This window comes from uncultured Chloroflexus sp. (assembly GCF_937951745.1).
In the GTDB taxonomy this organism is placed as follows: Bacteria; Chloroflexota; Chloroflexia; order Chloroflexales; family Chloroflexaceae; genus Chloroflexus.
Map to the genome: position 1 here is coordinate 16,088 of NZ_CALFBQ010000004.1, position 22,268 is coordinate 38,355.

At 58.2% G+C, this 22,268-nt stretch carries 15 protein-coding genes; 11 read left to right on the forward strand and 4 right to left on the reverse strand.

Annotated features, from left to right (window positions below):
• Positions 1–20: 20 nt before the first annotated feature.
• From Q1A59_RS01350 to Q1A59_RS01360, 3 genes are all read left to right on the forward strand, one after another.
• Positions 21–1,280, forward strand: coding sequence for an MFS transporter (locus tag Q1A59_RS01350; protein ID WP_298408774.1), 1,260 nt, complete (start codon positions 21–23; stop codon positions 1,278–1,280).
• An 85-nt stretch (positions 1,281–1,365) separates the two neighbouring features.
• A complete protein-coding gene (locus tag Q1A59_RS01355; RefSeq protein ID WP_298408773.1) occupies positions 1,366–2,271 on the forward strand; it encodes an alpha/beta fold hydrolase in 906 nt (301 codons plus the stop codon).
• A gap of 65 nt (positions 2,272–2,336) precedes the next feature.
• Positions 2,337–3,434 (forward strand): STAS domain-containing protein, encoded by a 1,098-nt coding sequence (locus tag Q1A59_RS01360; RefSeq protein WP_298408771.1) that lies wholly within the window; start codon positions 2,337–2,339, stop codon positions 3,432–3,434.
• Between the two features lie 13 nt (positions 3,435–3,447).
• On the opposite strand, the gene Q1A59_RS01365 is transcribed toward Q1A59_RS01360, so the two are convergent.
• Positions 3,448–4,593, reverse strand: a complete 1,146-nt coding sequence (locus Q1A59_RS01365) for a glycosyltransferase (RefSeq protein WP_298490610.1) — start codon at positions 4,591–4,593, stop codon at positions 3,448–3,450.
• 269 nt (positions 4,594–4,862) lie between these two features.
• Between Q1A59_RS01365 and Q1A59_RS01370 the strand changes: the two genes are divergently transcribed.
• The 3 genes from Q1A59_RS01370 (at position 4,863) to Q1A59_RS01380 (ending at position 6,420) form a co-directional block, all read left to right on the forward strand.
• On the forward strand, positions 4,863–5,057 hold the full coding sequence (locus Q1A59_RS01370; RefSeq protein WP_298408764.1) for a DUF2892 domain-containing protein: 195 nt from the start codon (positions 4,863–4,865) through the stop codon (positions 5,055–5,057).
• A gap of 512 nt (positions 5,058–5,569) precedes the next feature.
• On the forward strand, positions 5,570–6,073 hold the full coding sequence (locus Q1A59_RS01375) for a DUF4405 domain-containing protein (protein WP_298408762.1): 504 nt from the start codon (positions 5,570–5,572) through the stop codon (positions 6,071–6,073).
• Positions 6,070–6,420, forward strand: a complete 351-nt coding sequence (locus Q1A59_RS01380) for a hypothetical protein (RefSeq protein WP_298408759.1) — start codon at positions 6,070–6,072, stop codon at positions 6,418–6,420. The genes Q1A59_RS01375 and Q1A59_RS01380 overlap by 4 nt, the downstream gene beginning before the upstream one ends.
• Before the next feature lie 34 nt (positions 6,421–6,454).
• Here the strand turns inward: Q1A59_RS01380 and Q1A59_RS01385 are convergent, their stop codons facing one another.
• Positions 6,455–7,438 carry a glycosyltransferase gene (locus tag Q1A59_RS01385; protein WP_299643509.1) on the reverse strand — a complete coding sequence of 328 codons (984 nt, stop codon included), beginning with the start codon at positions 7,436–7,438 and terminating at the stop codon, positions 6,455–6,457.
• Positions 7,439–7,505: 67 nt separating this feature from the next.
• On the opposite strand from Q1A59_RS01385, the gene Q1A59_RS01390 reads away from it, so the two are divergent.
• A complete protein-coding gene (locus Q1A59_RS01390) occupies positions 7,506–10,412 on the forward strand; it encodes an insulinase family protein (RefSeq protein WP_298408743.1) in 2,907 nt (968 codons plus the stop codon).
• A gap of 149 nt (positions 10,413–10,561) precedes the next feature.
• Positions 10,562–12,121, forward strand: a complete 1,560-nt coding sequence (locus Q1A59_RS01395) for an amidase (protein WP_298490611.1) — start codon at positions 10,562–10,564, stop codon at positions 12,119–12,121.
• A gap of 21 nt (positions 12,122–12,142) precedes the next feature.
• Here the strand turns inward: Q1A59_RS01395 and purF are convergent, their stop codons facing one another.
• Positions 12,143–13,615 carry an amidophosphoribosyltransferase gene (purF, locus tag Q1A59_RS01400; protein ID WP_298408722.1) on the reverse strand — a complete coding sequence of 491 codons (1,473 nt, stop codon included), beginning with the start codon at positions 13,613–13,615 and terminating at the stop codon, positions 12,143–12,145.
• A gap of 78 nt (positions 13,616–13,693) precedes the next feature.
• On the opposite strand from purF, the gene Q1A59_RS01405 reads away from it, so the two are divergent.
• Genes Q1A59_RS01405 through Q1A59_RS01415 form a run of 3 tightly spaced genes read left to right on the forward strand, consistent with a single transcriptional unit; the run spans position 13,694 to position 18,742 of the window.
• Entirely contained in the window at positions 13,694–16,012 is a 2,319-nt protein-coding gene (locus Q1A59_RS01405) for a S8 family serine peptidase (protein WP_299643513.1), read from the forward strand.
• 46 nt (positions 16,013–16,058) lie between these two features.
• Complete coding sequence (locus tag Q1A59_RS01410; RefSeq protein WP_299643516.1) at positions 16,059–18,086, forward strand: sensor histidine kinase; 2,028 nt, start codon at positions 16,059–16,061, stop codon at positions 18,084–18,086.
• Positions 18,083–18,742 (forward strand): response regulator transcription factor, encoded by a 660-nt coding sequence (locus Q1A59_RS01415; protein WP_298408702.1) that lies wholly within the window; start codon positions 18,083–18,085, stop codon positions 18,740–18,742. Before Q1A59_RS01410 ends, Q1A59_RS01415 begins: the two co-directional genes overlap by 4 nt.
• Positions 18,743–18,860: 118 nt before the next feature.
• Here Q1A59_RS01415 and Q1A59_RS01420 read toward each other — a convergent pair whose 3' ends face one another.
• Positions 18,861–22,265: a peptidase gene (locus Q1A59_RS01420; RefSeq protein ID WP_298490613.1), complete on the reverse strand. Its 3,405-nt coding sequence runs from the start codon at positions 22,263–22,265 to the stop codon at positions 18,861–18,863.
• Positions 22,266–22,268: the final 3 nt, after the last annotated feature.

The window sequence follows — 22,268 nt, forward strand, 5'->3', positions numbered from 1 at the left end:
CCACGCACGGAGATCCGTTCATGTCTGAGATCGCTTTCGACCACGCCGCTGCCATGCGCCGGATTATCGGCGCTTTATTTGTGACGCAGAGTTTAGCATCGGCTGCGGTTATCGCGAACATTGCGGTGAATGCAATTGCCGGCGCTCGACTGAGCGGGAATGACGCGCTGGCTGGCTTACCGGCAACGCTGATGCTCGCCGGCGCGGCGCTGTCGGCCTATCCTGCTGGCAGGGCGATGCAGCGGTTTGGCCGCCGGCCCGGCCTTATCACCGGTATGTTGTTGGGTTTGGCAGGGATGCTGGTCGATGGGATCGCCGTGCTCAGCCACTCATTTTTGCTCTTCTTAGGCGGGCTATTTCTGGTTGGGATGGCGCGCGGGATTATTGACCAGAGCCGTTACGCGGCGGCTGATGCGGTGCTGCCCGATCGACGGGCGGGTGCGATCAGCACGATCGTCTTTGCGGGGACGATTGGTGCGGTGGGGGGGCCGTTGTTAGTAGGGCCGTTGGGCCAGTTCGCGGCGGCGAGCGGATTGCCCGAACTCACCGGGCCAATGTTTGGCGGCGCACTATTGTTCGCACTAGCGGCGCTGATCATGTTTCTCGGTTTACGTCCCGATCCGCGCGTGCTAGCGTTGCGGGTGGCGGCACAGGCGACCACATCCTCGCCCACCCTAGCCGTGCCGGCGCGCTCGCTGCGCGCCATCTTGCGCCTGCCGCTAGTGCGGGCGGGGTTGGTGAGCATGGTGCTTGGTCAGGTTGTCATGGTGTTAGTGATGAGTGTCACCTCACTCCACATGAGCCACCATGCCCATGGCCTTGACAGTATTTCGCTGGTGATCGGCGCTCACACCTTTGGCATGTTTGGGCTGTCAATGTTCACCGGCCGGATCGCTGATCGGCTTGGCCGTTCATTGACCATCGTTCTCGGCGCGCTGATGTTGATTGCAGGGGCGCTGATTGCGCCGGCGTCGCTGCTGACGCCGTGGCTGGCCTTGGGGTTGTTTTTGGTGGGATTGGGATGGAACTTTTGCTACATCGCCGGATCGTCATTGTTGGCCGACGCTATTACCCCTGCCGAACGCGGTGCGGTGCAGGGGGCGAGTGATCTGCTGGTCAATCTAGGATCGGCGTTTGGTAGTCTGAGTAGCGGGTTTATTTTGGCCGGATTTGGCTATCTGATCCTCTGTCTGATTGGCGCTACGCTCAGTTTAGCGCCGCTAAGCGCGGCTATGTGGTGGGGACAGCAGACCCGCCAATTGGCGGCGGGAACTGATTGAGGGTTGAGGAGTAGGCGACCCGGGTTGCGCTCTTGGCTCGGAATGATGAATATCATTCAGTTAGGAAAGGAGTTAGCTGCGCTTTATGCCACCATCACCGTTTCCAACTTTTTGGGATGCGCTCCACCGGCCACCGGCGCGGCAACTACGCTGCCGGCTGAGACGTATTCATCACGAACCGGCCAGTCGGCGTAGTCCGTTGCTCTTGCTGCACGGATTTCCCGACTCCGAGCAGATGTACGACGCTTACATCACACCAGCCGAACGTGAGCAGGATTGGTTGCGTGGACGGAGTATCTATGCCATCGTGTTACCGAACCGGCGCACCAATCCAAATTGGCCGTCATTGCACGATCTGTGGCACGGGCGATTGGCGCGTGAAGTAGCGGCGCTCATCGATGTGGTAATTGCGGCTAGCCCAACCGACAAAGTGACGATTATTGCCCATAATTGGGGGGCGACCTTTACGTGGATGCGGGTACGGCAACGGCCCGATCTCCCTATCGAGCGGATGGTCGCGTTGTCAGTTGGATCGTCATTCCGCTACGATGTTGGCGAACACGGGGTAGGGGCATTGTGGTGGTTGTATGGGGTGTTGTTTGGCTTGCCGTATTATCTGCCGCCAGCGCGATTCCTTACCGCAGCGGCACTGATAGCCGGCGGCTATCGCGCCCCAGATGCAGATAAGGCTGCCTATGACAGCTTTCATTACTGGGACTGGCCGTTGACGTTGGCTCGGTTGCCGTGGCGACTGGCCGGTTATGGACAACAACCACCATTCACCGATATTCGCTTCCCAGTGCTCTTCATCCGTAGCCCACTTGACCGGATTGCCGCTACCGCTGGGTTTGAACAAGCGTTGCGGCAGCGTCCTGACTGCGTTGTGCATCTGACCGATAATCCGCATTGGTTTCCTGAACAAAGGCCGGCAGAGGTCCTGAGATTGGTACGATCTTTTCTCGCCGATGAAGCGAGCAGCCTGTACATTTGATACGTTGATTCAATGTGCTACAATACCGGCAGAAACATAGACTTCCGTACCCGATATGGCAGTATATGCTCTCATCACTATGGAACTGGTTTCTCGCCGTACCCACCTCTGACGCCGAACTGCAACGGCGAGGCAGAAATCTGCTGATCATTGGGGTGGTGTTAGTTGTGATGTCGGTACTGTCGATCCCCTTAGTCCTCATTCAGCCTGATCCCTTACCGCAATTAATCGCTAACCTATTCGGTCTTGCTCTTGTTGTAGCTATCATCGTAGTTGCTCGACTCGGATGGGTAGATCAGGCCACTATAGGCTTGATCATTATCCTTGTGGTCAGTTTTGCGGTGATTCCCTTTGGTACCGGTCAGATAGGGCTTGTACCGATCTTTGCGGTCGTTGCTGTGGTAACGGCTGCGGTCATTGGCCGCGAGAGCCACGTTGTGTTTGCGGCTGGGGCTGGCATTGTCGGGATGGTCAGCCAATGGTTCGGGGTCTCGATGCGGCCGCAAGTAGCGCCTTCGGCTGGTGAGATCGTTGTTGTCGGCATCTTGCTAACGGTGGTTTGCGGCTTGATTGCTAGCATAGGGACGCGCAGCGTGCAGCGGGCGATCGAGGTTGCTGCGACAGCGCAAATGAAGGCTGAGGGTTTAGCGCAACAGTTGGTTGAAGCGAATCAGGCGCTTGAAATACGCGTCGCCGAGCGCACTGCGGCTTTGCAAGCAGCGTTAGCAGAGAGTGAGCAACGACAGGCAGCGTTAGCTGCGGCGTTGGCCGAAAATGAGCGACAACGGCGTGAAATTCGTGACTTGAGCGTGCCGATTTTAGCAGTTCGTGATGATACGCTAGTCATGCCGCTGATCGGTATGCTCGATGGCGAACGGCTGGCATTGGCTCAGCAGCGCGCTCTGCACGCGATCGAACAACAGCGGGCGCGATCGTTGTTGGTTGATATCACCGGGGTGCCCTTCGTTGATCAAGCGGCGGCTCACAGCCTCGTTGCGCTAGCGCGTAGTGTGCGGTTGTTAGGGGCGCGGCTGACATTGATCGGGGTTAGTCCTGAGGTGGCACAGACCATTATCGGGCTGGGCATCGAATTGCATGACATGAGTGTTGCGCGCGATTTACGTGATGCAGTGATGCGTGGGAGTACACCTTCTTCGATGTAGACGAAGTCGCCTGCTATCTCAACGCCTGATACATCTCGCTATGGGCTGCTGCAATCAGTTGCCAATCAAACCGACGGGCGACGGCACGAGCCGCTTCACCGAGGCGAGTGCGCGCGGCCGGGTTATCCAGCAAAGCGCTGATCGCAGCAGTAAAGGCATCAGGTTGGGCGGCAGCAAATTGCACTGCCCCGGTCAGAGCGGCGGCGGTAGCTGCCGAAGCAGGCGGTGTGGTAACGATGACGCAGCCATGCGCAAGCGCCGCCAAGAGGCTGCCGCGCCGCAACGATGCACCGTCGCGGAACGGTAGCGCGATCACATCGCAGGCGCTCAGGTAGGCCGAGACCTGCGTCGCGGTGACGTGACCGGTGACGATCACCCGATGGCGCAGACCGGTCATTGTAAGGCGTTGCTGCACCGAATCGGCGTAAGTGCGATCGGTCGGCGAGGTAGCGCCGCCACCGATAATCAGCAGGTGCCAATCTGGTTGACTGGCGACCACGTCGATGAGCAGATCGATCCCCTTGCCCGGTGACAACAGGCCAAAATAGCCAATGAGCGCTTCGTTGGCAGTCACACCGAGGCATGTGCGCCACGCATCGCGATCGTAATCCGGTGGGAGCGATGGTTCAATATTGGCGCCAATCGGGATGAGACGAGGTTGAATACCGGCAGCGCGCAGGGTGGCTTCGTCTTCAGGGTTGGTGACTACAACTGCCGTGGCCGAGCGTGCCGGTAGCAATGTTACCCAATTGCGCACTGGCCCAGCTTTGGGGAAGAGGTACGGTGGCAGCAAGTCGTGATACGTGATAGCGGTTGTAATGCCTGTCCGACGTAGCAATAGCGGCAGCATATTCACGCCGATCTGTAGGTTGTAGGCACCAGTCTGGTACTGGATATGGCACCACGTAGGTCGTAATCGGCGCACGATCTTGACCAGTCGAACGGCGGCAAGTAGCCGCCAACTTGCCCCGTTCCGTGGTGTTGGCAGTGCTTTGTCGCCGCTGCTCGTAGCCTGCCATAGTCGCCAACGGCCCTGCGCTGCAGTCAGCGTCATAACCTCATACCCAGTGGACGCAAGCGTCTGGGCCAATCGTTGGGTGTAGTCACCGACACCTCCCGGTTGTGGTGGATATTCGCCAGTGATGAACAAAATCCGCATCTGATGCTCTCCATAGCTGCACGTACTGGCATACAATACCACAAACAAGAGACGATTAGACAGATTCTGGGCAATGGATAGTGTGCTGCTCGACTGGCCCCAGCCTTGTAAGGGGTTGACTAGACCGCAGCGTTGGCTTGAAGCAATAGTCTCGATGAGATGGTCGCACCCATGCTCAGCAATGTGACTTTGTCACTGATCAAAGCGGATGAATCTGCTATAACAGAGAAGTAGGCATAATAAGAACAACGGTACGAGGAGGTGGGATAATGACTCCGAATATGGGAAACGTTGATCGGATTGCGCGGGTGGTGATTGCGCTCTTGCTCGGATTGATGATTGTCACCGGTGTGCTAAGCGGGGCGTTGGCATGGATTGGTGGCATTCTGGCGGTGGTGTTTCTGGCCACTAGCGCGATCGGTTTCTGCCCGCTGTATCTGCCCTTTGGGATTAAGACGCGCTAAAACAATCTTCCCACGGAAGCAGCGGGGTACGGAGGGGAGCAGCACAACGCGCTGCGGCGTACACTGCATGCTACCGATGCGCAGAGATTAGATGGCTGGCATAGATCCAACGCTCATCGCCGATTAGGAAAATTATCGTAAACCGGAGCGAGACACCTTTGGTCTCGCTCCGGTTTTTTGCCCCAGTACATAAGAGGCTGCTCGCAGGCTTTTGGGGAGCGCTCTTTTTTGTGCGATGTGGATAACCGGTGAGCGTATGAACGTACCAAAGCGAACTCAAGCCGCTGCTGAGCGCACATAGACCGCTCCAAGCCTATATTAGCCGGCCATGGAGCGTTGCATGCGTTCAGCGCAGAAGGTCTGCGTACACAGATTGGCGCGAAAGAACCACTCGCCCATGATACTTGTTCATAGGCAAGATATTCATCATCTTCACCAAGGCCCCTCCACAACTTCTTCATATCTGCTTCTTACACTGAGTGTAGGAAGAGCGAGTTTGGCAGGAGGATCCTATGAAACAACGACCCCAAAACTGGAACCATTTGCTGATTGACAGTGTTATGTTCATCGCCTTTCTCATCACTACTGCCCCCAGCTTCAGCGGGCTAGCTATCCACGAGTGGTTGAGTTTGGCGTTGGCTGGGATGATCATCACCCATTTGCTGCTGCACTGGCAATGGATCGTTACCATCGGCAAGCGGCTGTTTGCCAAGACAATATGGCGGTCGCGTTTGAACTATCTACTCAATGCGCTGCTGTTCCTCGCCTTTACCATCACGGTTGCTACCGGCGTGCTGATGTCGCGTGAAGCGTTGCCATTGTTCGGGATCACGCTGCCGCGCGATCGCACGCTCGAAATCCTTCACCGGCAGGCGTCGGATCTGACGGTGATCATTCTCGGTTTGCACGTCGCGATTCACCGGAGTTGGATTGTAGGTATGTTCCGCCGGATCTGGCCGTTGCGCAAACCGACTCGCCAACCGGCGGTGGCGCAGCTAGAGGAGGTGCGGCAATGAAAACACTCGGACGCATCTTGATCATTGTTGGTGTGGCAGTATTGGTGGCGATGGGGTTCAACTGGCTGCGAGTGAACCATCTGCTACCGGTGACGCAGGTGGCGGCGCGTGAAGAGGGGGGTCGCGGGCGCGAGCGCAGTGCGGTCATCTTTAGCGGCGAGCGGGAAAACGGCGCATTGGCCGGTCGCGGCGAGCATCGTATCAACGAAGCGCCGTCATTGGCGAACGCCGGTGAGTTGGGCGAGGCGTTGATCAAGATCGGTCTTATCACGATCGTTGTCGTGATCATTGACCGGCTCATCAGGCTGTTCAAACATCGCCAACGCCAAGCCGCAGTCACTTCATAAACGGCGCGGGGCGATGCAAGGCATCGCCCCGTTATCATTTCGCAGAGGCATGACGTTTGCGGCGCTCGCAGACCCCAACTGGATAGCCAATCATTTTGGCTGTATCACCTGCCAGCCTGATCAGCAGTACCAACACCAGCGCGGCTAGCCGTTCGCCGAACGGTCTCCCGCGCAACTTGGGCCAGAGCCGGCGATAGGGGGCGTGGGTGTAGGCGGCCACCCCCAACCCAACCAGCGCCCCCACCAGCGCACGCAGGTGCGGCTGGCTGATCGCGATTCCCAACAGACCGCTGAGCGCAAGATACACCGCATAGCGCAAAGCATGGCGTTTGGGCCACAACCCGGCCCGCCCGTCGCCGCGGGCATAGAAATAGTACTGGCGAATGAAGGCACGTAACGTGGATCGCGGCGCGAAATGGACCACCGCTTCTGGGGTGAAGACGCGGCGAAAGCCAGCGCGCTCAACCGCTAGATCAAACAGCAGGTCTTCGCAGTGGCTGGCCCATTCGGGGAACCCGCCAACAGCTTCCCAAACCTCTTTCCGAAAAGCCATTGATTTGCCGAAAGGGAGGAAGGTTGCCGGATCGATCTCACTGCTGCGGCGATAATTGGTTTCACCGAGCGCCAATGCAAAGAGTGAGCGGGGAGTGGGGTGGAAAAAGCCGCCAACCAGATCGGCTTCTCCTGCCTCGATGGGGGCTACGATGCGCGCTAGCCAATGCGGATCGAGGGTTAGCCCGGCGTCAGTACTCGCGATAATCGGGCCACGGGCATGACGAATGGCGTTGTTGCGGCCCGACGAGATGTTGTGCCCACCGCGCACCAATTTAATCTGCGGGTAGCGTGCAGCGTAAGCGGCGACGATGGCCGGCGTTTCATCAACGCTCTGGCAATCATTGATCACAATCTCGTCGGCGGCGCGGGTTTGGGCCAGCATTGAATCAATCAGCGCGGCGATATTATCAGCTTCATCGCGCACTGTGCAGATGATCGAAACCGATTGATGTTCGCTCGTCATTGCGCAAAGGCTTCTGGTACAATATTCAATAAGTCTCTCCGTACCTATTGTACCAGACGAGGTTGTCATGACGAACTTGCACGGATTTGAGCTGCTGCGTGATGAGTTCATCCCCGAACTTAATACGCGCGCTCGCCTGTATCGCCATCTAAAGACTGGCGCTGAACTCCTCTCGTTAGAAAACGACGACGAAAATAAATGTTTTGGCATTACCTTCCGCACGCCGCCCCGCGACTCAACCGGCATTGCCCACATTCTCGAACACTCAGTGCTCTGCGGATCGCGCAAATATCCGGTTAAAGACCCCTTCTTCACCTTGGTGAAGGGATCGGTGCATACCTTCCTCAACGCGATGACCTACCCGGATAAAACGACCTATCCGGTAGCCAGCACCAACCTGAAAGACTTCTACAATCTGGTTGATGTCTATCTCGACGCGGTCTTCTTCCCGCGCATCACGCCCGAAGTGCTCAAGCAAGAGGGGTGGCACTTCGAGCTGCCGGCGCCTGATGCGCCGCTCACCATCAAGGGTGTGGTGTACAACGAGATGAAGGGGGCCTATTCATCGCCTGATAGCCTGCTCTACCGCTATTCTCAGCAGTCGCTCTTCCCCGACACCACCTACGGCTACTCGTCGGGTGGCGATCCGCAGGTGATCCCCGATTTGACCTACGAGGCGTTCAAGCGATTCCACGAGACGCTCTACCACCCCTCGAACGCGCGTATCTTCTTCTACGGCGACGACCCGCCGGAAGAGCGGCTGCGCAAGCTCGACGAGTATCTTAGCCAGTTTGAGCGGATCGATCCACCTTCGCACATCGAGCCACAGACCCGTTTTAGCGCGCCGCGCGAGTTTGAGTACACCTTTAGCGCCGATGGCGACAACCAGAAGGGCATGGTAATGCTCAACTGGTTGATTGACGATAATCGTGACCCGACAGTGTTGATGGCGCGCGAGTTGCTGAGCTATATTCTGTTGGGGAACGCGGCGGCTCCGTTGCGTAAGGCGCTGATCGACTCGGGGTTGGGCGAAGAGGTGGTCGGCGGGTACGAGAGCGATTTGCTTCAGCAAACCTTCTCGGTAGGAATGAAGGGAATTGATCCGGCCAATGCCGCACAGGTTGAAGAGGTCATCCTGCGCACACTGACCGATCTCGCCGAGCAAGGGATCGATTCCGAGACGATTGCGGCGGCATTCAACACCTTTGAGTTCAGTCTGCGCGAGAATAACACCGGCAGCTTCCCACGTGGCTTGGTGCTGATGCTGCGCGCGCTGGGCACGTGGCTCTACGACGATGATCCGATTGCGCCGTTACGGTTCGAGGCGCCGTTGGCGGCAGTGCGCACGATGGTGGCAAGTGGCGAACGCCTCTTCGAGCGCCTCATCCGCGAGCTGCTGCTCGACAATCCACACCGCACCCGCGTGACCCTGCGGCCCGACCCTGAACACGCAGCGCGCTTGGCCGCAGCCGAGCAGGCTCGGATCGACGCCTTCGCCGCGACCCTCGACGACGCCAAGCGTGCGGCGCTGATCGCCGAGACGCAGGCGCTGGCCGAGTGGCAGCAGATGCCTGATCCGCCGGAAGCAATTGCCGCCATCCCCACCTTGCGCCTCGCCGATCTTGACCGCGCTGTCAAGCACATCCCGACCGAGATTGACGAGCGGGGCGGGGTGCGTCTGTTGCGCCACAATTTGTTTACCAACGGAATTGTTTACCTCGATCTCGCGTTTGATCTGCGGGCCTTGCCGTCACACCTCTTGCCCTACGTGCCGCTCTTTGCCCGCGCCTTGACCGAGATGGGTACGGCGACATCCGATTTTGTACGCTTATTGCAGCGGATCGGGCGGGAAACCGGTGGTATTTATGCAGCCACGATGACGGCCACCGACATTGTGACCGCAGCACCAGTAGGGCGCCTGATCGTGCGCGGCAAGAGCACTGTCGCCCAAACGATCGAGCTGTTGCGGCTGTTGCGCGAGATTCTGCTGACGGTGAATCTCGACAACCGCGAACGCTTCCGCCAGATCGTGCTGCGCGCACGCGCCAACAAGGAATCATCACTGGTGCCGGCGGGAAATGCGTATGCGCGTCAGCGCCTCGCCGCCCGCTTTGCCCCGGCTGAGTGGGCCGACGAACAGATGGGTGGCGTCTCTGCGATCTTCTTCCTGCGCGAACTTGAGCAGCGGGTGCAGCATGACTGGCCGAGCGTGCTGGCCGATCTCGAGGCGGTGCGGGCAGCGCTGATCAACCGACGCGGCTTGGTGGCGAATCTCACCCTTGATGCCGATAACCAGCAGGCTGTGTTGCCTATGCTGACCGCCTTCCTCTCTGAGCTGCCAGACGCCGCTTACACGTCGGTACATTGGCCGGTGCGGAGCGTTGATGGTGGCGAGGGATTGATCATCCCAGCACAGGTGAACTACGTCGCAAAAGGGGTTAATCTCCACGCGCTAGGTATTCGGCCAAGCGGTGCAGCAATGGTCGTGCTGCGCCATCTGCGCATTGACTACCTGCTCGACCGCATCCGCATTCAGGGAGGGGCGTATGGCGCCGGCGGCAACTACGACCGCAGCACCGGCTTGTTCATCACAACCTCGTACCGTGATCCCAACCTCTTGCGCACGCTCGATGTGTATGACGAGATGGCGGCCTTCCTGCAAGAGACGGCGCTCGATCCGGTGACGGTTGAACGGGCGATTATCGGCACGATCGGCGATATGGATGCCTACCAGTTGCCGGATGCCAAGGGCTACACGGCGCTGGTGCGCTACTTGACGGGCGTGAGCGATGAGTATCGCCAGCAGATCCGCGATGAGGTGTTGGCAACCACGCCGGCTGATTTCGTGGCTTTTGCCGAAGCAGCGGCGGCATTGCGTGATCACGGACAGGTGGCAGTCTTAGGTTCCGCCGAGGCAATCGAAGCGGCCAATCGTGAACGGCCCGGTTTGTTAACTCCGATCAAAATCTTGTAGGTAGATTGGCGATATGCCTGTGACTGTGTAGAGACGTTGCATTGTAGAGACGTTGCATTGCAACGTCTCTACTTGAGAGATGTTGCGTTAGTGGGAACGAGCAGAGCGGTAAGGAGCAACAGGGTTGTTGCCCTCATACGGAGGAACCTATGCCGACTAGCGATCCAACCAGCTCGATCGGATCTATTGCTTACGAGGCCACGATTGCCGATCTCCAGACAGCGATGGAGCGTGGTGCGCTCAGCGCTGAAGCGCTGACGATGGCCTGTCTCGAGCGGATCGAAGCCCTCAATCGGTCAGGACCTTGCCTCAATGCCGTCATTGAGGTCAGCCCGTCGGCACTCGAAACGGCGATCGCGCTTGATACTGAACGTGATACACGTGGGCCGCGCGGCCCATTACACGGCATTCCAATTCTGCTCAAAGACAACATCGACACGCTTGACGATACGGCTACGACGGCTGGATCGCTTGCTCTGCTCGGCTCGCGTCCGGCGGCGGAAGCGACGGTTGCGGCCCGCTTACGTGCGGCTGGAGCAGTGATCTTGGGCAAAGCGAATATGAGCGAATGGGCCAACTTCCGCAGCACCGCGTCGTCGAGCGGATGGAGTGCGCGCGGTGGGCAGGCGCGTAATCCGTATGTGCTCACGCGCAGCCCTTGTGGGTCGAGTTCGGGGTCGGCAATTGCGGTTGCGGCCAGTATGTGCGTCGCCGCGCTCGGTACCGAAACCGACGGCTCGATCTCGTGTCCGTCAGCGCTATGTAGTGTGGTAGGGATCAAGCCAACTGTCGGCCTAACCAGCCGAGCCGGCGTGATCCCGATCAGCTTTACGCAGGATACGGTTGGCCCGCATGCCCGCTGCGTCGCCGATGCTGCCACCGTACTCGGCATCATCGCCGGGCCTGATCCGCGTGATCCGGCAACGGCAGCCGCAGCCGGTCATGTTCGCCCTGATTACCGCACCTGCTTGCAAGCCGATGCATTACGCGGGGCGCGGATTGGGGTGGTGCGCAGCGATCGCTTTGCCTGCTTTGGTCGCCATGTCGAACGGGCCTTTGACTATGCGTTGGCAGCAATGCGCGATGCTGGGGCGCATATCGTTGACCCGGTGAAGCTATCGGAAGAGGTACTGGCGTTCAGTGAAGCTGAGCTAACGGTGCTGCTCTACGAGTTCAAGGCGACGTTGAACCGGTATCTCGCCGAGCGCATCCCTGATCCGCAAGCAACCACACTGGCGCCGCGTTCGTTGGCTGAATTGATTGCCTTTAACGAACAGCATGCTGAGCGCGAATTGCGCTTCTTCGGCCAAGAGCTGTTGTTGCAAGCGATGGCAGTGGGTGATCTCGGCGATCCGGCTTACCAACAGGCGCTGGTGGCTAGCCGCGATGAGGCGCGGAAGGCGCTGGATACGGTGCTCTATGAACAGCAGCTCGATGCTCTCGTAGCGCCGGCGACCGGGTTAGCATGGCCGATCGATCTGATTGGCGGCGACCGCTACCTTGGCGGTAGTAGCTCATTACCAGCGCGGGCCGGCTACCCAATGGTGACGATGCCGGCTGGGAGGGCGTTTGGATTGCCGGTGAGCATCAACTTCATCGGTGGGGCGTGGTCGGAACCGATGCTGATCCGGTTAGCGTATTCCTTCGAGCAAGCGACTCGCTTTCGCCAGCCACCCGCTTACCGTGAGCGGATTGAAGGGGACGAGTAGTGGTATAGCGATGCTATGCCACTACCGTACCTCGAATACCTCTTTATCGACCACCTCAATCTCAACCGGATAGTTGCCGGTAAAACAGCCGGTACAGAAGGTGTCAGGGTCGCGTCCGGTTGAGCGGATCAGACCTTCCAAGCTCAGGTACGCCAAGCTATCAGCGCCGAGATGTTGGCGAATGCCCTCGATCGTCATCCGATGGGCGATCAATTCGGGGTAGGTCGCCATATCAACGCCGAGGAAGCAGGGATGGCGGATAGGTGGCGATGAGACGCGCACATGCACCTCGCGCGCACCGGCCTCGCGCAGCATACGCACAATCGGGCCGCTAGTATTGCCGCGCACAATACTATCATCGACCAACACAACTCGCTTACCGTTCAGATTATCGGTTAGCGCATTGAACTTGAGTGCAATGCCCAACTTGCGTAGCCGGTCATCGGGTTGAATAAAGGTGCGGCCGATGTAACGGTTCTTAATCAAGCCTTCCGAATACGGAATACCTGATTCTTGCGCATACCCGATCGCTGCCGGCGTCGCGCTGTCAGGGACGGCGATCACCACATCGGCGTCGCACGGCGCTTCACGGGCCAATTCACGGCCTTGCGCCACCCGCATGGCGTGCAGCACCTTGCCGTGCAGCATACTGTCGGGGCGGGCGAAGTAGATGTATTCAAACAGGCAGGCGGCGGTGTGCAGCGAGGGTTGGCGGGCAATGACTTGCGGCCCATCGAGGGTAATCTTCAGAATCTCACCCGGCTCGATCTCGCGCACAAAGTCGGCGCCAATCGTGCCAAGTGCGCAACTCTCGGAAGCGACCACCCAGCCCTGTTCGCCGAGCTGGCCGAGACAGAGCGGGTGCAGGCCCCACGGATCACGCACCGCGTAGAGCGCATCGCGGGTGAGCACGGTCAAACAGTACGCACCTTGGGCACGCACCATAAAGACCTTCAGCTTCTCTTCCCACGTTCGCCCCTCGCCACCGGCCAACATTTGGGTGATGACTTCACTGTCGCTGCTGCTGGTCAACCCGACACCGCGCTGCAACAGTTCACGGCGTAACGAAGCGGCGTTAGTGAGGTTGCCGTTATGGCCGACGGCCAGCGGCCCTAGTGCGCTTTCGACGACGAAGGGTTGGGCATTCTCGAGCTTCGAGGAACCGGTGGTCGAATAACGGGTATGACCAATCGCCATATACCCACTGAGCGGGCGCAACTTCTCCTCATCAAACACTTGCGCCACTAGCCCCATATTTTTGTAGTATCGAATGCTGCGACCATTGCTCACCGCAATGCCGGCACTCTCTTGGCCGCGATGCTGGAGAGCATAGAGGCCGAAGAAGGTTAGGCGGGCGACATCAGCGTCGGCGGCGACGATGCCGAACACGCCGCATTCGTGACCCGGTTTGTCATCAGGGGTGGCGGGATCGTCTGTTTTGCCGGCAATGGTATGATTACGATCAGCTACGCCCGATAGCGATTGATCGTCCATGGAACATCATCCTCCTGCGCGCAGGGTTGGGGACACGTTGCAACGTTGCTATCTATGGAAAGTATAACACGGATCGCTATGGCATCATTCGACAGGACGCCGCCGCAGACCGGCATATCATGGGGAAAGGGTTGCCTCCTAACGGTCATCATGGTGATTGCGTTAGGGATTGGCGGGGTTTTGCGGCTGGTAGAAATTGGTGTAGGTCTGTTCGATTCGGGGGGGATTGGCCGCGCAGTTGTGATCTGGATCAGCCTAATCGTGGGCTTGATTGCTTTTGGGCTATGGGCCAGCCTGACGCGCGGCGTAGTGCGCGCTGCGGCACTGCGCTGGCTGGCGGCGCTGCCATTACCGGCCATGCTCGCGTTCACGACCTTGATACCTTCGGCGGAAAGCCAACTGATTGCGTTAGCTCAGCTTGGTCTCAGCTTGCTTTATGCACTCGCTCTGATGCTGCTTATTCGCCAGCCAGTGCAATGGAGGTGGACGCCGGTTGCCGTGAGTACAGGGTTGCTGGTGACGTTGCCATGGCTGGCGATTGGCGCACCCGGTTCGTGGCTGGATGTAGGACTGGCGTTATTGCTGGGTGCGGTTGTGGGTTGGGCTGGCGGGCAGGTGCTGGCGTGGCAACCGCCCATCAGTTGGCAGCGCGCTGAGGTTTCCTTCAGGGTATGGCTGCTCGAAGGCGCGGCGCTCAGCCTCTTGTTGTTGCTGCTTAGTCGGACATTAGGGCCGAATTATACCGCAGCCATGTTTCTCTTTTGCGCCCCGGCTGGTGGCTGGCTCTGGCTGGCACTCGGTCGGCAGGCAGGTCTGGCCGCTGTGACTCCGATCTCGGCACTATTTGGTACATTCTTCTTTGGCGTACCGTTAGCTTTCACTGATCCTGATGTCATGGTGGCGCTCCTGCTTGCTAGCAGTTTTCCCGAAGGGTTTCATTTGGCGATCGTAGCTGCTATCGGGCAAGCCTTGTTAGCATTACTGGCTACGCCGGTGGCACTGTTCGTGGCGAATCAGCGAGTTCATACTGTGGGTGCCGGCTTCGTCGCAATAGGCGGATTGGCGCTGCTCATCGGCGGTGGTCGGGCAGCACCAACGGGCGACCGCCTGTTCGTGGTCTTGCGCGATCAGACTGATGTGAGCACGTTGGCGACAATTGCCGATTACGATCAGCGACGCATAGCCGTGTATCAGCGGCTCACGGCCCACGCCGAGCTGACACAGGCTGATCTACGGGCAACACTCGATTGGCTTGGGGTGCGCTACACGCCGTATTACCTTGTCAATGCGTTAGAAATTGAAGCTGATCTGCCGCTGCGCCTCTGGTTGCAGAGCCGGCCAGAGGTGGCAGCAGTGATGCCGGCGCCGCACCTGCGGCCATTGCCGGTTGCGCCGTCGCCGGCAACGGGTGATCAGCCGCCGCCGGACTCGCCGCCGTGGAATTTAACGATGATAGGTGCGCCAGAGGCATGGGCGCTGGGTGTGCGTGGTGCAGGGATTATCGTTGGTCAAGCCGATTCGGGCGTCGAGGTCGACCATCCTGAATTGAGCGATGCCTACGCTGGTCGTTTAGGCAATGGTGTTGACCATACGTACCACTGGCTTGATCCATGGACAGGAGCGACCGCGCCGTATGATCTGGGCGGTCATGGCACCCACACCCTAGCTACTGTGCTGGGAAACAGTGTTGGCGTTGCCCCGGACGCCCAATGGATTGCTTGTGTCAATTTAGCACGCAATCTTGGTAATGCGCCGCGCTACCTCGATTGTATGCAATTTCTGTTTGCACCTTATCCACCCAGTGGCGATCCGATGCGTGACGGCGATCCCATCCGGGGGGCGCACGTGTTGAACAACTCGTGGGGGTGCCCGCAAGACCTTGAAGGTTGCACTCCTAATTCGTTACAACCGGCAGTACGTGCACTGCGAGCGGCTGGAGTATTTGTTGTCGCTAGCGCCGGCAATGACGGCCCGGCGTGTAGTTCGCTCAACGCGCCATTGGCCATTTACGACGATGTGCTCACGGTTGGGGCGGTGGATGCTGATGGTCGGCTCGCGCCGTTCAGCAGTGTTGGCCCGGTGCTGAGCGATGGCAGCGCGCGTGTCAAACCCGATCTCGTTGCACCGGGGGTAGACATTCTCTCGGCCTTTCCCAACCAAAGTTATACGCGAGCAAGTGGTACCTCGATGGCCGGGCCGCACGTCGCTGGCGCAGTAGCCCTGCTCTGGTCGGCGAATCCGGCGCTAATTGGCGATATTGAGACAACCGAACGCATCTTGCGCGAAACCGCCCGGCCCTACACTGCCGCAGATAGCGAGCGGTGCGGGGCTGGCAATGGCGCCGGCGCGGGCATTCTCGATGTGGCAGCGGCGGTACGGCGGGCAATTGGGCGATGATCGGATTGTTCGCCTGATGTGATACACTCATAGTATGAACCATCGCATGCCGTCACTCATCCGAACAGTTACATCGCGTTACCAGCGCACTGCATTGGCATTTCTGATCTTGCTCTCGCTGGTGACGCTAGTTGTTGCGCTGAGCGCGCTGGGTGATGCAACGTTGCGCGCCGAGTGGCCGCGTTTGGCCGGGATGCTGGCGTGTCTTGGTGTAATGCTGGGATTGGCATGGCTGACCCCGCTGCGCGTCTTGACTACGTGGGGGCAACTCGCGTTGATTGGTCTTGAACTAGCGGCGGCAGCCGGTGCGCAACTGCTCACGGCGGCGCCGTTGATCGACTACATCTATCTTGTGCTCGTGTTACAGGGCATTATGCTCTTTCGGCCATGGGTGTGGGCGATCATGGCAGTTGGGGTCTGGGCCATTTGGGCCGTTGTACGCTATCAGCTCTCAAAAGACCTGCTTGGCTGGTTGCAGAGCAACCTTGTGATTGCGTTTCCGGCCACGTATGCGATTATTGCCGCCTTCATTTACGCTCGTCACGTGCATCGCAGCGAACAGATGCAGGCAATGTTGCAGCAGATGCAGCAACGCTATGCCGCTTTATCTGCCTTTCTGCGCGATGTGCAACAGCGTGCAGCACGCGAAGAACGGCAGCGCCTGTTACATCTACTCGCGAGTGAAGTGCAGCAGGCGTTGGTGAATGCCGAGCAGAGTGTCACCGCCGCTTTGGCGATGGCGCAGACGAACCTTGGCCGGGTGCAGGCCGTGATTGATGTCCCACGAGCGGCGGCGGCGAACGCGATCGAGCGTTTGCGGGCCACGGTGATGGCCTTACGCTATCAGTCGGGGAGTGACGAGTCGCCGCCGCGTCTGGCGCTGACTGGCGCCATTGATGAGACCTTGATCGCGCCGCGCCCGAATCACATACTGGCATGGCTGTTACCGTCGCTCTTTGTCTCGTTGTCGTTGGGGTTGGCGTTGCTGCAACCGCACCCTCTGTCGCTGGGGGTATTGCTCTGGTTGGTGGCACTCGGCGGCTTGTTGATTGTGACCAGCGCATGCACCCAACAGGTGCGGCATGCCGTTTTTGTCCAACTGGGATTAGCGGCACAAACCCTGACAATTGGGCTGATGGCGGCTATGACCAATCTGTTGCCGCTACTCTGGGGGTTGTTGCTGGTGGCATGGCAAATGGCGAGCCGGCTGTCGCTCTTGCAATGGCTCAGGTTCGTAGCAGTGTTGCCACTCCTCCTCATAGTGGTAAGTTTTTGGCAGCCATTCGCACTTGACGTAACGACAACAGTAAGCTTGCTGGTGGCAATGGTGCTGGTGAGTGCGCCGTTGTTGTTGGCTCGCTATCAGTTGCGCCGTCGTCAGCAGGTCGAGCAACAGGTTAAGTTCCTAGAAGCGGAGATGCAGCAACAAGCTAACGAGGTGCATAAGATTGCTGTGGCAGCGGAGCGGGCGCGGCTGGCGCGTGAGATGCACGATGATCTTGGCTCGAAACTGGTGTTGATCAACTTGACGTTGCAAGTTGCTGCCGAATTAGCTGCCGAAGATCCGGCTGCGGCCTGCGATCATTTGGCGAATAGCCGTGAATTATTGGGGAGCGCGTGGCAAAGCTTGTTGGCCGTCGTGGATGCTGAACTTCCGGTAGGTGCAACCCTGACCGAAACCTTGCGCCAGTTGGCAAGGCAATGTGCCCAAAGTACACGCGCACGGGTGGAATTGGACATACAGGGTGAGGTTGATCATCTGGCAGCCCCGGTTATTCATTGTCTCTATCGTACTGTCCAAGAAGGTTTAACGAACGCCTGCAAACATGCGCGCGCTGACACGATTACCGTGCAAGTAAAGGTTGAAGGCGGCTGTGTGGTGGTAACGATCACAAATAACGATTGTCCTGATCGCGTGCTGCTGCCGGTTGATCTGGGCAGTGGCAGCTTTGGTCTGATCGGGTTGCGGGAACGGGCCGAGGCGCTCGGTGGTGGTCTTGAGGCCGGGCCGTTGCCCGCAGGCGGCTGGCGGCTGCGCTTGGTGTTGCCGGCTGAAGATGAGGCTTCACTATGACGATACGTGTCCTCATTGTTGATGACCAGCCGCTGATTCGCACCGGTATCGCAACGTTGCTGGCTCGGAAAGCGGATATTGAAGTGGTTGGGCAAGCTGGCAACGGTCGTGAGGCACTAGCGCTGGTGGCAGAGCTTGATCCTGATGTTGTGCTGATGGATGTGATGATGCCAGTGATGGACGGCGTTGAAGCGACGCGACAGCTTGCTGCCCGTGGCCCGCGACCGCTGGTGATTATGCTCACTACCTTCCACGATGATGAGCGCGTGTTGCAATCGATTGCCGCTGGCGCGCGCGGCTATCTGCTCAAAGATGTTGATCATCGCACACTGGCCGAGAGTATTCGCACGGTTGCTGCCGGTGGCGCACTGATCCACCCCCAGATTACTGCCCAACTCTTGCCGCGTCTGAGCCAGTTGGCTACCGCTGCGTCGCCGCCGGCTGAACCGCCTGTTGCTGAACCGGCGATTGCGCTGACTCCCCGCGAGCGCGAGATTCTGCTGCTGTTGGCGCAGGGCTATACGAATCAAGAGATTGGCGAAAGGCTTGCGCTTAGTATCGGCACGGTCAAAAACCACCTCAGTGTCATTTTTGCGAAGTTGAACGTGCGTGACCGTACCCAAGCTGCGTTGTGGGCACGCGAGCACTTGCGGTAGCATTGCTGGTAAAAATGGTGAGAGCGGAAGTACCACGAGCGCACTCGATTGCTGACAGCGCGCGGCAAGGTACTTGCCACGCGCTGTAGACAGTGATGTTCGTCCAGTATGATCCGCATCACTTCATGATCACCGCCATCAGCACACGATACGTCGGCGGTGCAAACGCACCTTTGGCAGTATACATCACCGAGTTGCCGGCGCTATCGGTCGCGGTGATGATTAACCTCACATCAGGCCAATTGCGCGGGACGCTCGCTAGCCAACGTTGCCGGTTGAGCGGATCTTGCGTAAAGGTCAGCGGCATCCACGTCGCGTTGTCGGCGGCAAGATAAACACCGGTAACTGCAACCTCAGGATTGCTCGGATTGTCAGGATCGCTGACGATAACCTCAATTGGGGTGGAAATACTCTGCAACCCGGCATCTTGCCCAGCGATACGTACTCGTTCGATCACCGGTGGATTTTGATCGGCCAAGGCTGTACTCGCTCCGTCCGCCTCTGGATCGGTGTAAATCACCTGATAGACCAGTTGCGTGTAAGGGCGCAACGTGCCGGTCACGCCGTTGGTGGCGCGGAATTGGGCTGCTGTGCTAATCAGGGTATCACGCTGTGAGTCGCCGCTGCCGGTGCTGCTATAGCCGAAGAAGCGATCGGGCACCCACACCCCGATCCCTGCGCTGAAGTCGGGTTCGATAGTCGTTGTAATCAACGGGGTGGAGGTCTCGGTCACAATTTGGGTAACGGTTGGGTTGAAGTTCTCGACAGTGTTGTACTGGCCACCAAGGAAGATGATATCGCGCACCACTAATGGCTGGTGATCGTCATCATCACTACCCGATAGCGCCGTAATATCGTAGGTAAAGGCAGGCAAACTCGGCATCCCGATCAGATTGTTGTCAAAGACGGTTACCGTTGGCGTGACGTTAAAGGTGCTGGCGAGCAAGAAGGTGTCGGTGATGGTGAAGTTGCCGGCAGTGAGCTGTACCGCTTGACCGGTGCGGGTTGGGCGAAGGTAGTTGGCATCGTAACTGATCGTAAACGTGATCGTGCGTGTCAATTGACTGCCGGATGTTGGGATGGGTGCAGTGCGATCATTGATGGGTAGTTCGGCATTGAGATCTTCAACTGGTGCCGTGAGCGGATTATCTACCAAGATTCGCTTCCACGGCAGCCCGTACAGCGTGGTGATCAAGAGGATTTTGTAGTCGTAAGCGTTTAATCCGGTTGAAGTGCGCAAATAGCGCAGCTTGGCCTGCACCAGTGCGTCGCCGATGTTGCGTCCTACGTAGGTGATGCCGTTGGTGGCAGATGGATCGGGACGGGTTTCATTCCGCATCAGTTCTTGAGTCAGCAGCGCTGCCAGTCGTTCACTGTAATCAACGCCGTCGAGCGTACCGTAACCATAGCCGGTGTTACCGATCCAGTTGCCGGCATGACGGTTGAAGGCTTGGGCAAAGTCGGCAGCGTAATAGTCGAGCGGGATGTCAAGTGTCTGATCTATCGCTCTTGCCGGCACATTGTAGCCGCTGTGACAGCCCACCGAGTAGTAGATAGTGTTGTAGAAGAAGCCGGGGCATTCCACTGGGTAGTAGTCGCATATCGACGATACACCCTCGTATCCCGTTATTAACACGCGATCAGCCGGGAAGTTAGGAGACCTGCTACTCTCGACTGCTGGGATAAGTTGCCAGTGATCAAAGTGGGCATTGAGCGAGCTGAGTAGCGTGTTCGTGCGCGAAAAGATACTTAATGGCGCGCTGAAGAAGCCGGTAGTCCTGAGTGGTTGCTCAAGCCATGTGTTCTCGAAGGCGGTGCGATCCCATAAGTTGCTAATGAGTGGCCGTTTGGCAAGTGAGTTAGCCGTGGCTTGGTTGAGGGTGCGTGAAATTGCTTCCGCACCGTCGATCAGAAAGTCATAGCCGGTAAGTGAGATGCTGTATGAAGAGATTTCTGGGTCTACCCGAAGATCGATATTCGTCTCACTGTAGGATCCCGGCACATTGCGGCGCAGAAAATCGGCGATTTCACTCGGTTGCTCGACGATCCGGCCAATGGCTAGTTGGGGCACGAATAATGGGAACCCATAGAAGCGGTATGGTCGGTCAGTGCCATACGGGTTATCGCTCAGCAACATCCGGTTGCGTAGCGCTGCACCAAGCGGGTTGTCGGCTGCGATCAGGCTATTGCCGTTGCTCCGCGTGTCGATGCTCTTTAGATATTCTAAATAATCGGCCTCGTTGGCAATGGTGGTTAGATCGGGCAGACGGAAGAAGGGGATGATCTCGTCGCTCCCGATCAAGACAATATGCCGCACGTTGGGGTAAGGCGTCCTTTGATTCGTCTCATTGTTGCGTGTATTATCGTTGTTAGCTATCATCTGGTACCGGATGCGCACTTCACCCGAACGACCATTGCCGGCGGGGGCAATCGCCGCTTCGATCACGTGGTCAATGATACTGGCAAGGTAATTGGCGTAGAGCGGGTTGCGCTGATTGGCCGGTTGCGACCAGTCGCTCAGCAATTGGTTAAATGGCGTTGCGCCGCTGCTGGTGATGACCTCAAGATTGGCGAGATCGATAACCGCACCTTTTTCTCTGATCAGTGGATGTTCTGATGCGCCCCAAATGAGGGTCTGCGTATATGAGTACGATTGTTGCAAGGTTGACGTAATTGTAGTGATACTCGTCAGATCGTTGGTATACACCTCTTGCATGCGGGCGGAATTGATGATGTAGAGAGTAGTGACATTGTCGTCGGGTGTGTCAGTCAGAAACTGTACGTGCGGGGCCGGGCCAAGTGATTGGAGCGTACTGCGCTGGAGCGTAATGGTCAGCCGGTACGGTCGGGAACTGATTTGACCGGCATTGGCCGGCGCAACCGCTGCGAAGTATAGCCCCGGTTGCCAGACGATCGTCTCGATCCGTTCATCGCGGTTGGCAAGGTTGGCACTGATTGAAGCAATCTGGCCACCAATCGAGGCAATCTGGCCGCCAATCGAAGCAATCTGGCCGCCAATCGAAGCAATCTGGCCGCCAATCGAAGCAATCTGGCCGCCAATCGAGGCAATCTGGCCGCCAACCTGTGTTACACCCTCCAAACCGCGTTCGCCGGTATCGAACTCAAAGCTGTCGGTCGCACCACCCTCGCCAGTTGCCGGATCAATGCCGCCACCGAAGACCAGATCGTAATCGGCGTCTAAGTTAGTTAGATCAATAGTCACCAACGAACCGGGCGCGTCAACCACAAAGGCGAAGTAGTCAATATCACTTGACGAGGCAATAATGCCATTGATCGACTGCCGCCAGCTATCGGTGCGATCAACCGCGATGCGCTGAGCGTTTGCGCCGGGTTGGAGGATGCGATTATTTGGCTCGATCTCATTAAGCAGCGGCAATTCGGAGATGCTAGTGAGATGGATCGGTTCGGATTCGGCGGCAGTAGCCGGGGTGGGTTGTGGCGTCAGCGCGAACGGCGTGAGCAACATCACCATAACTGTCAGCACGATCAGGAGGCGTGACATAAG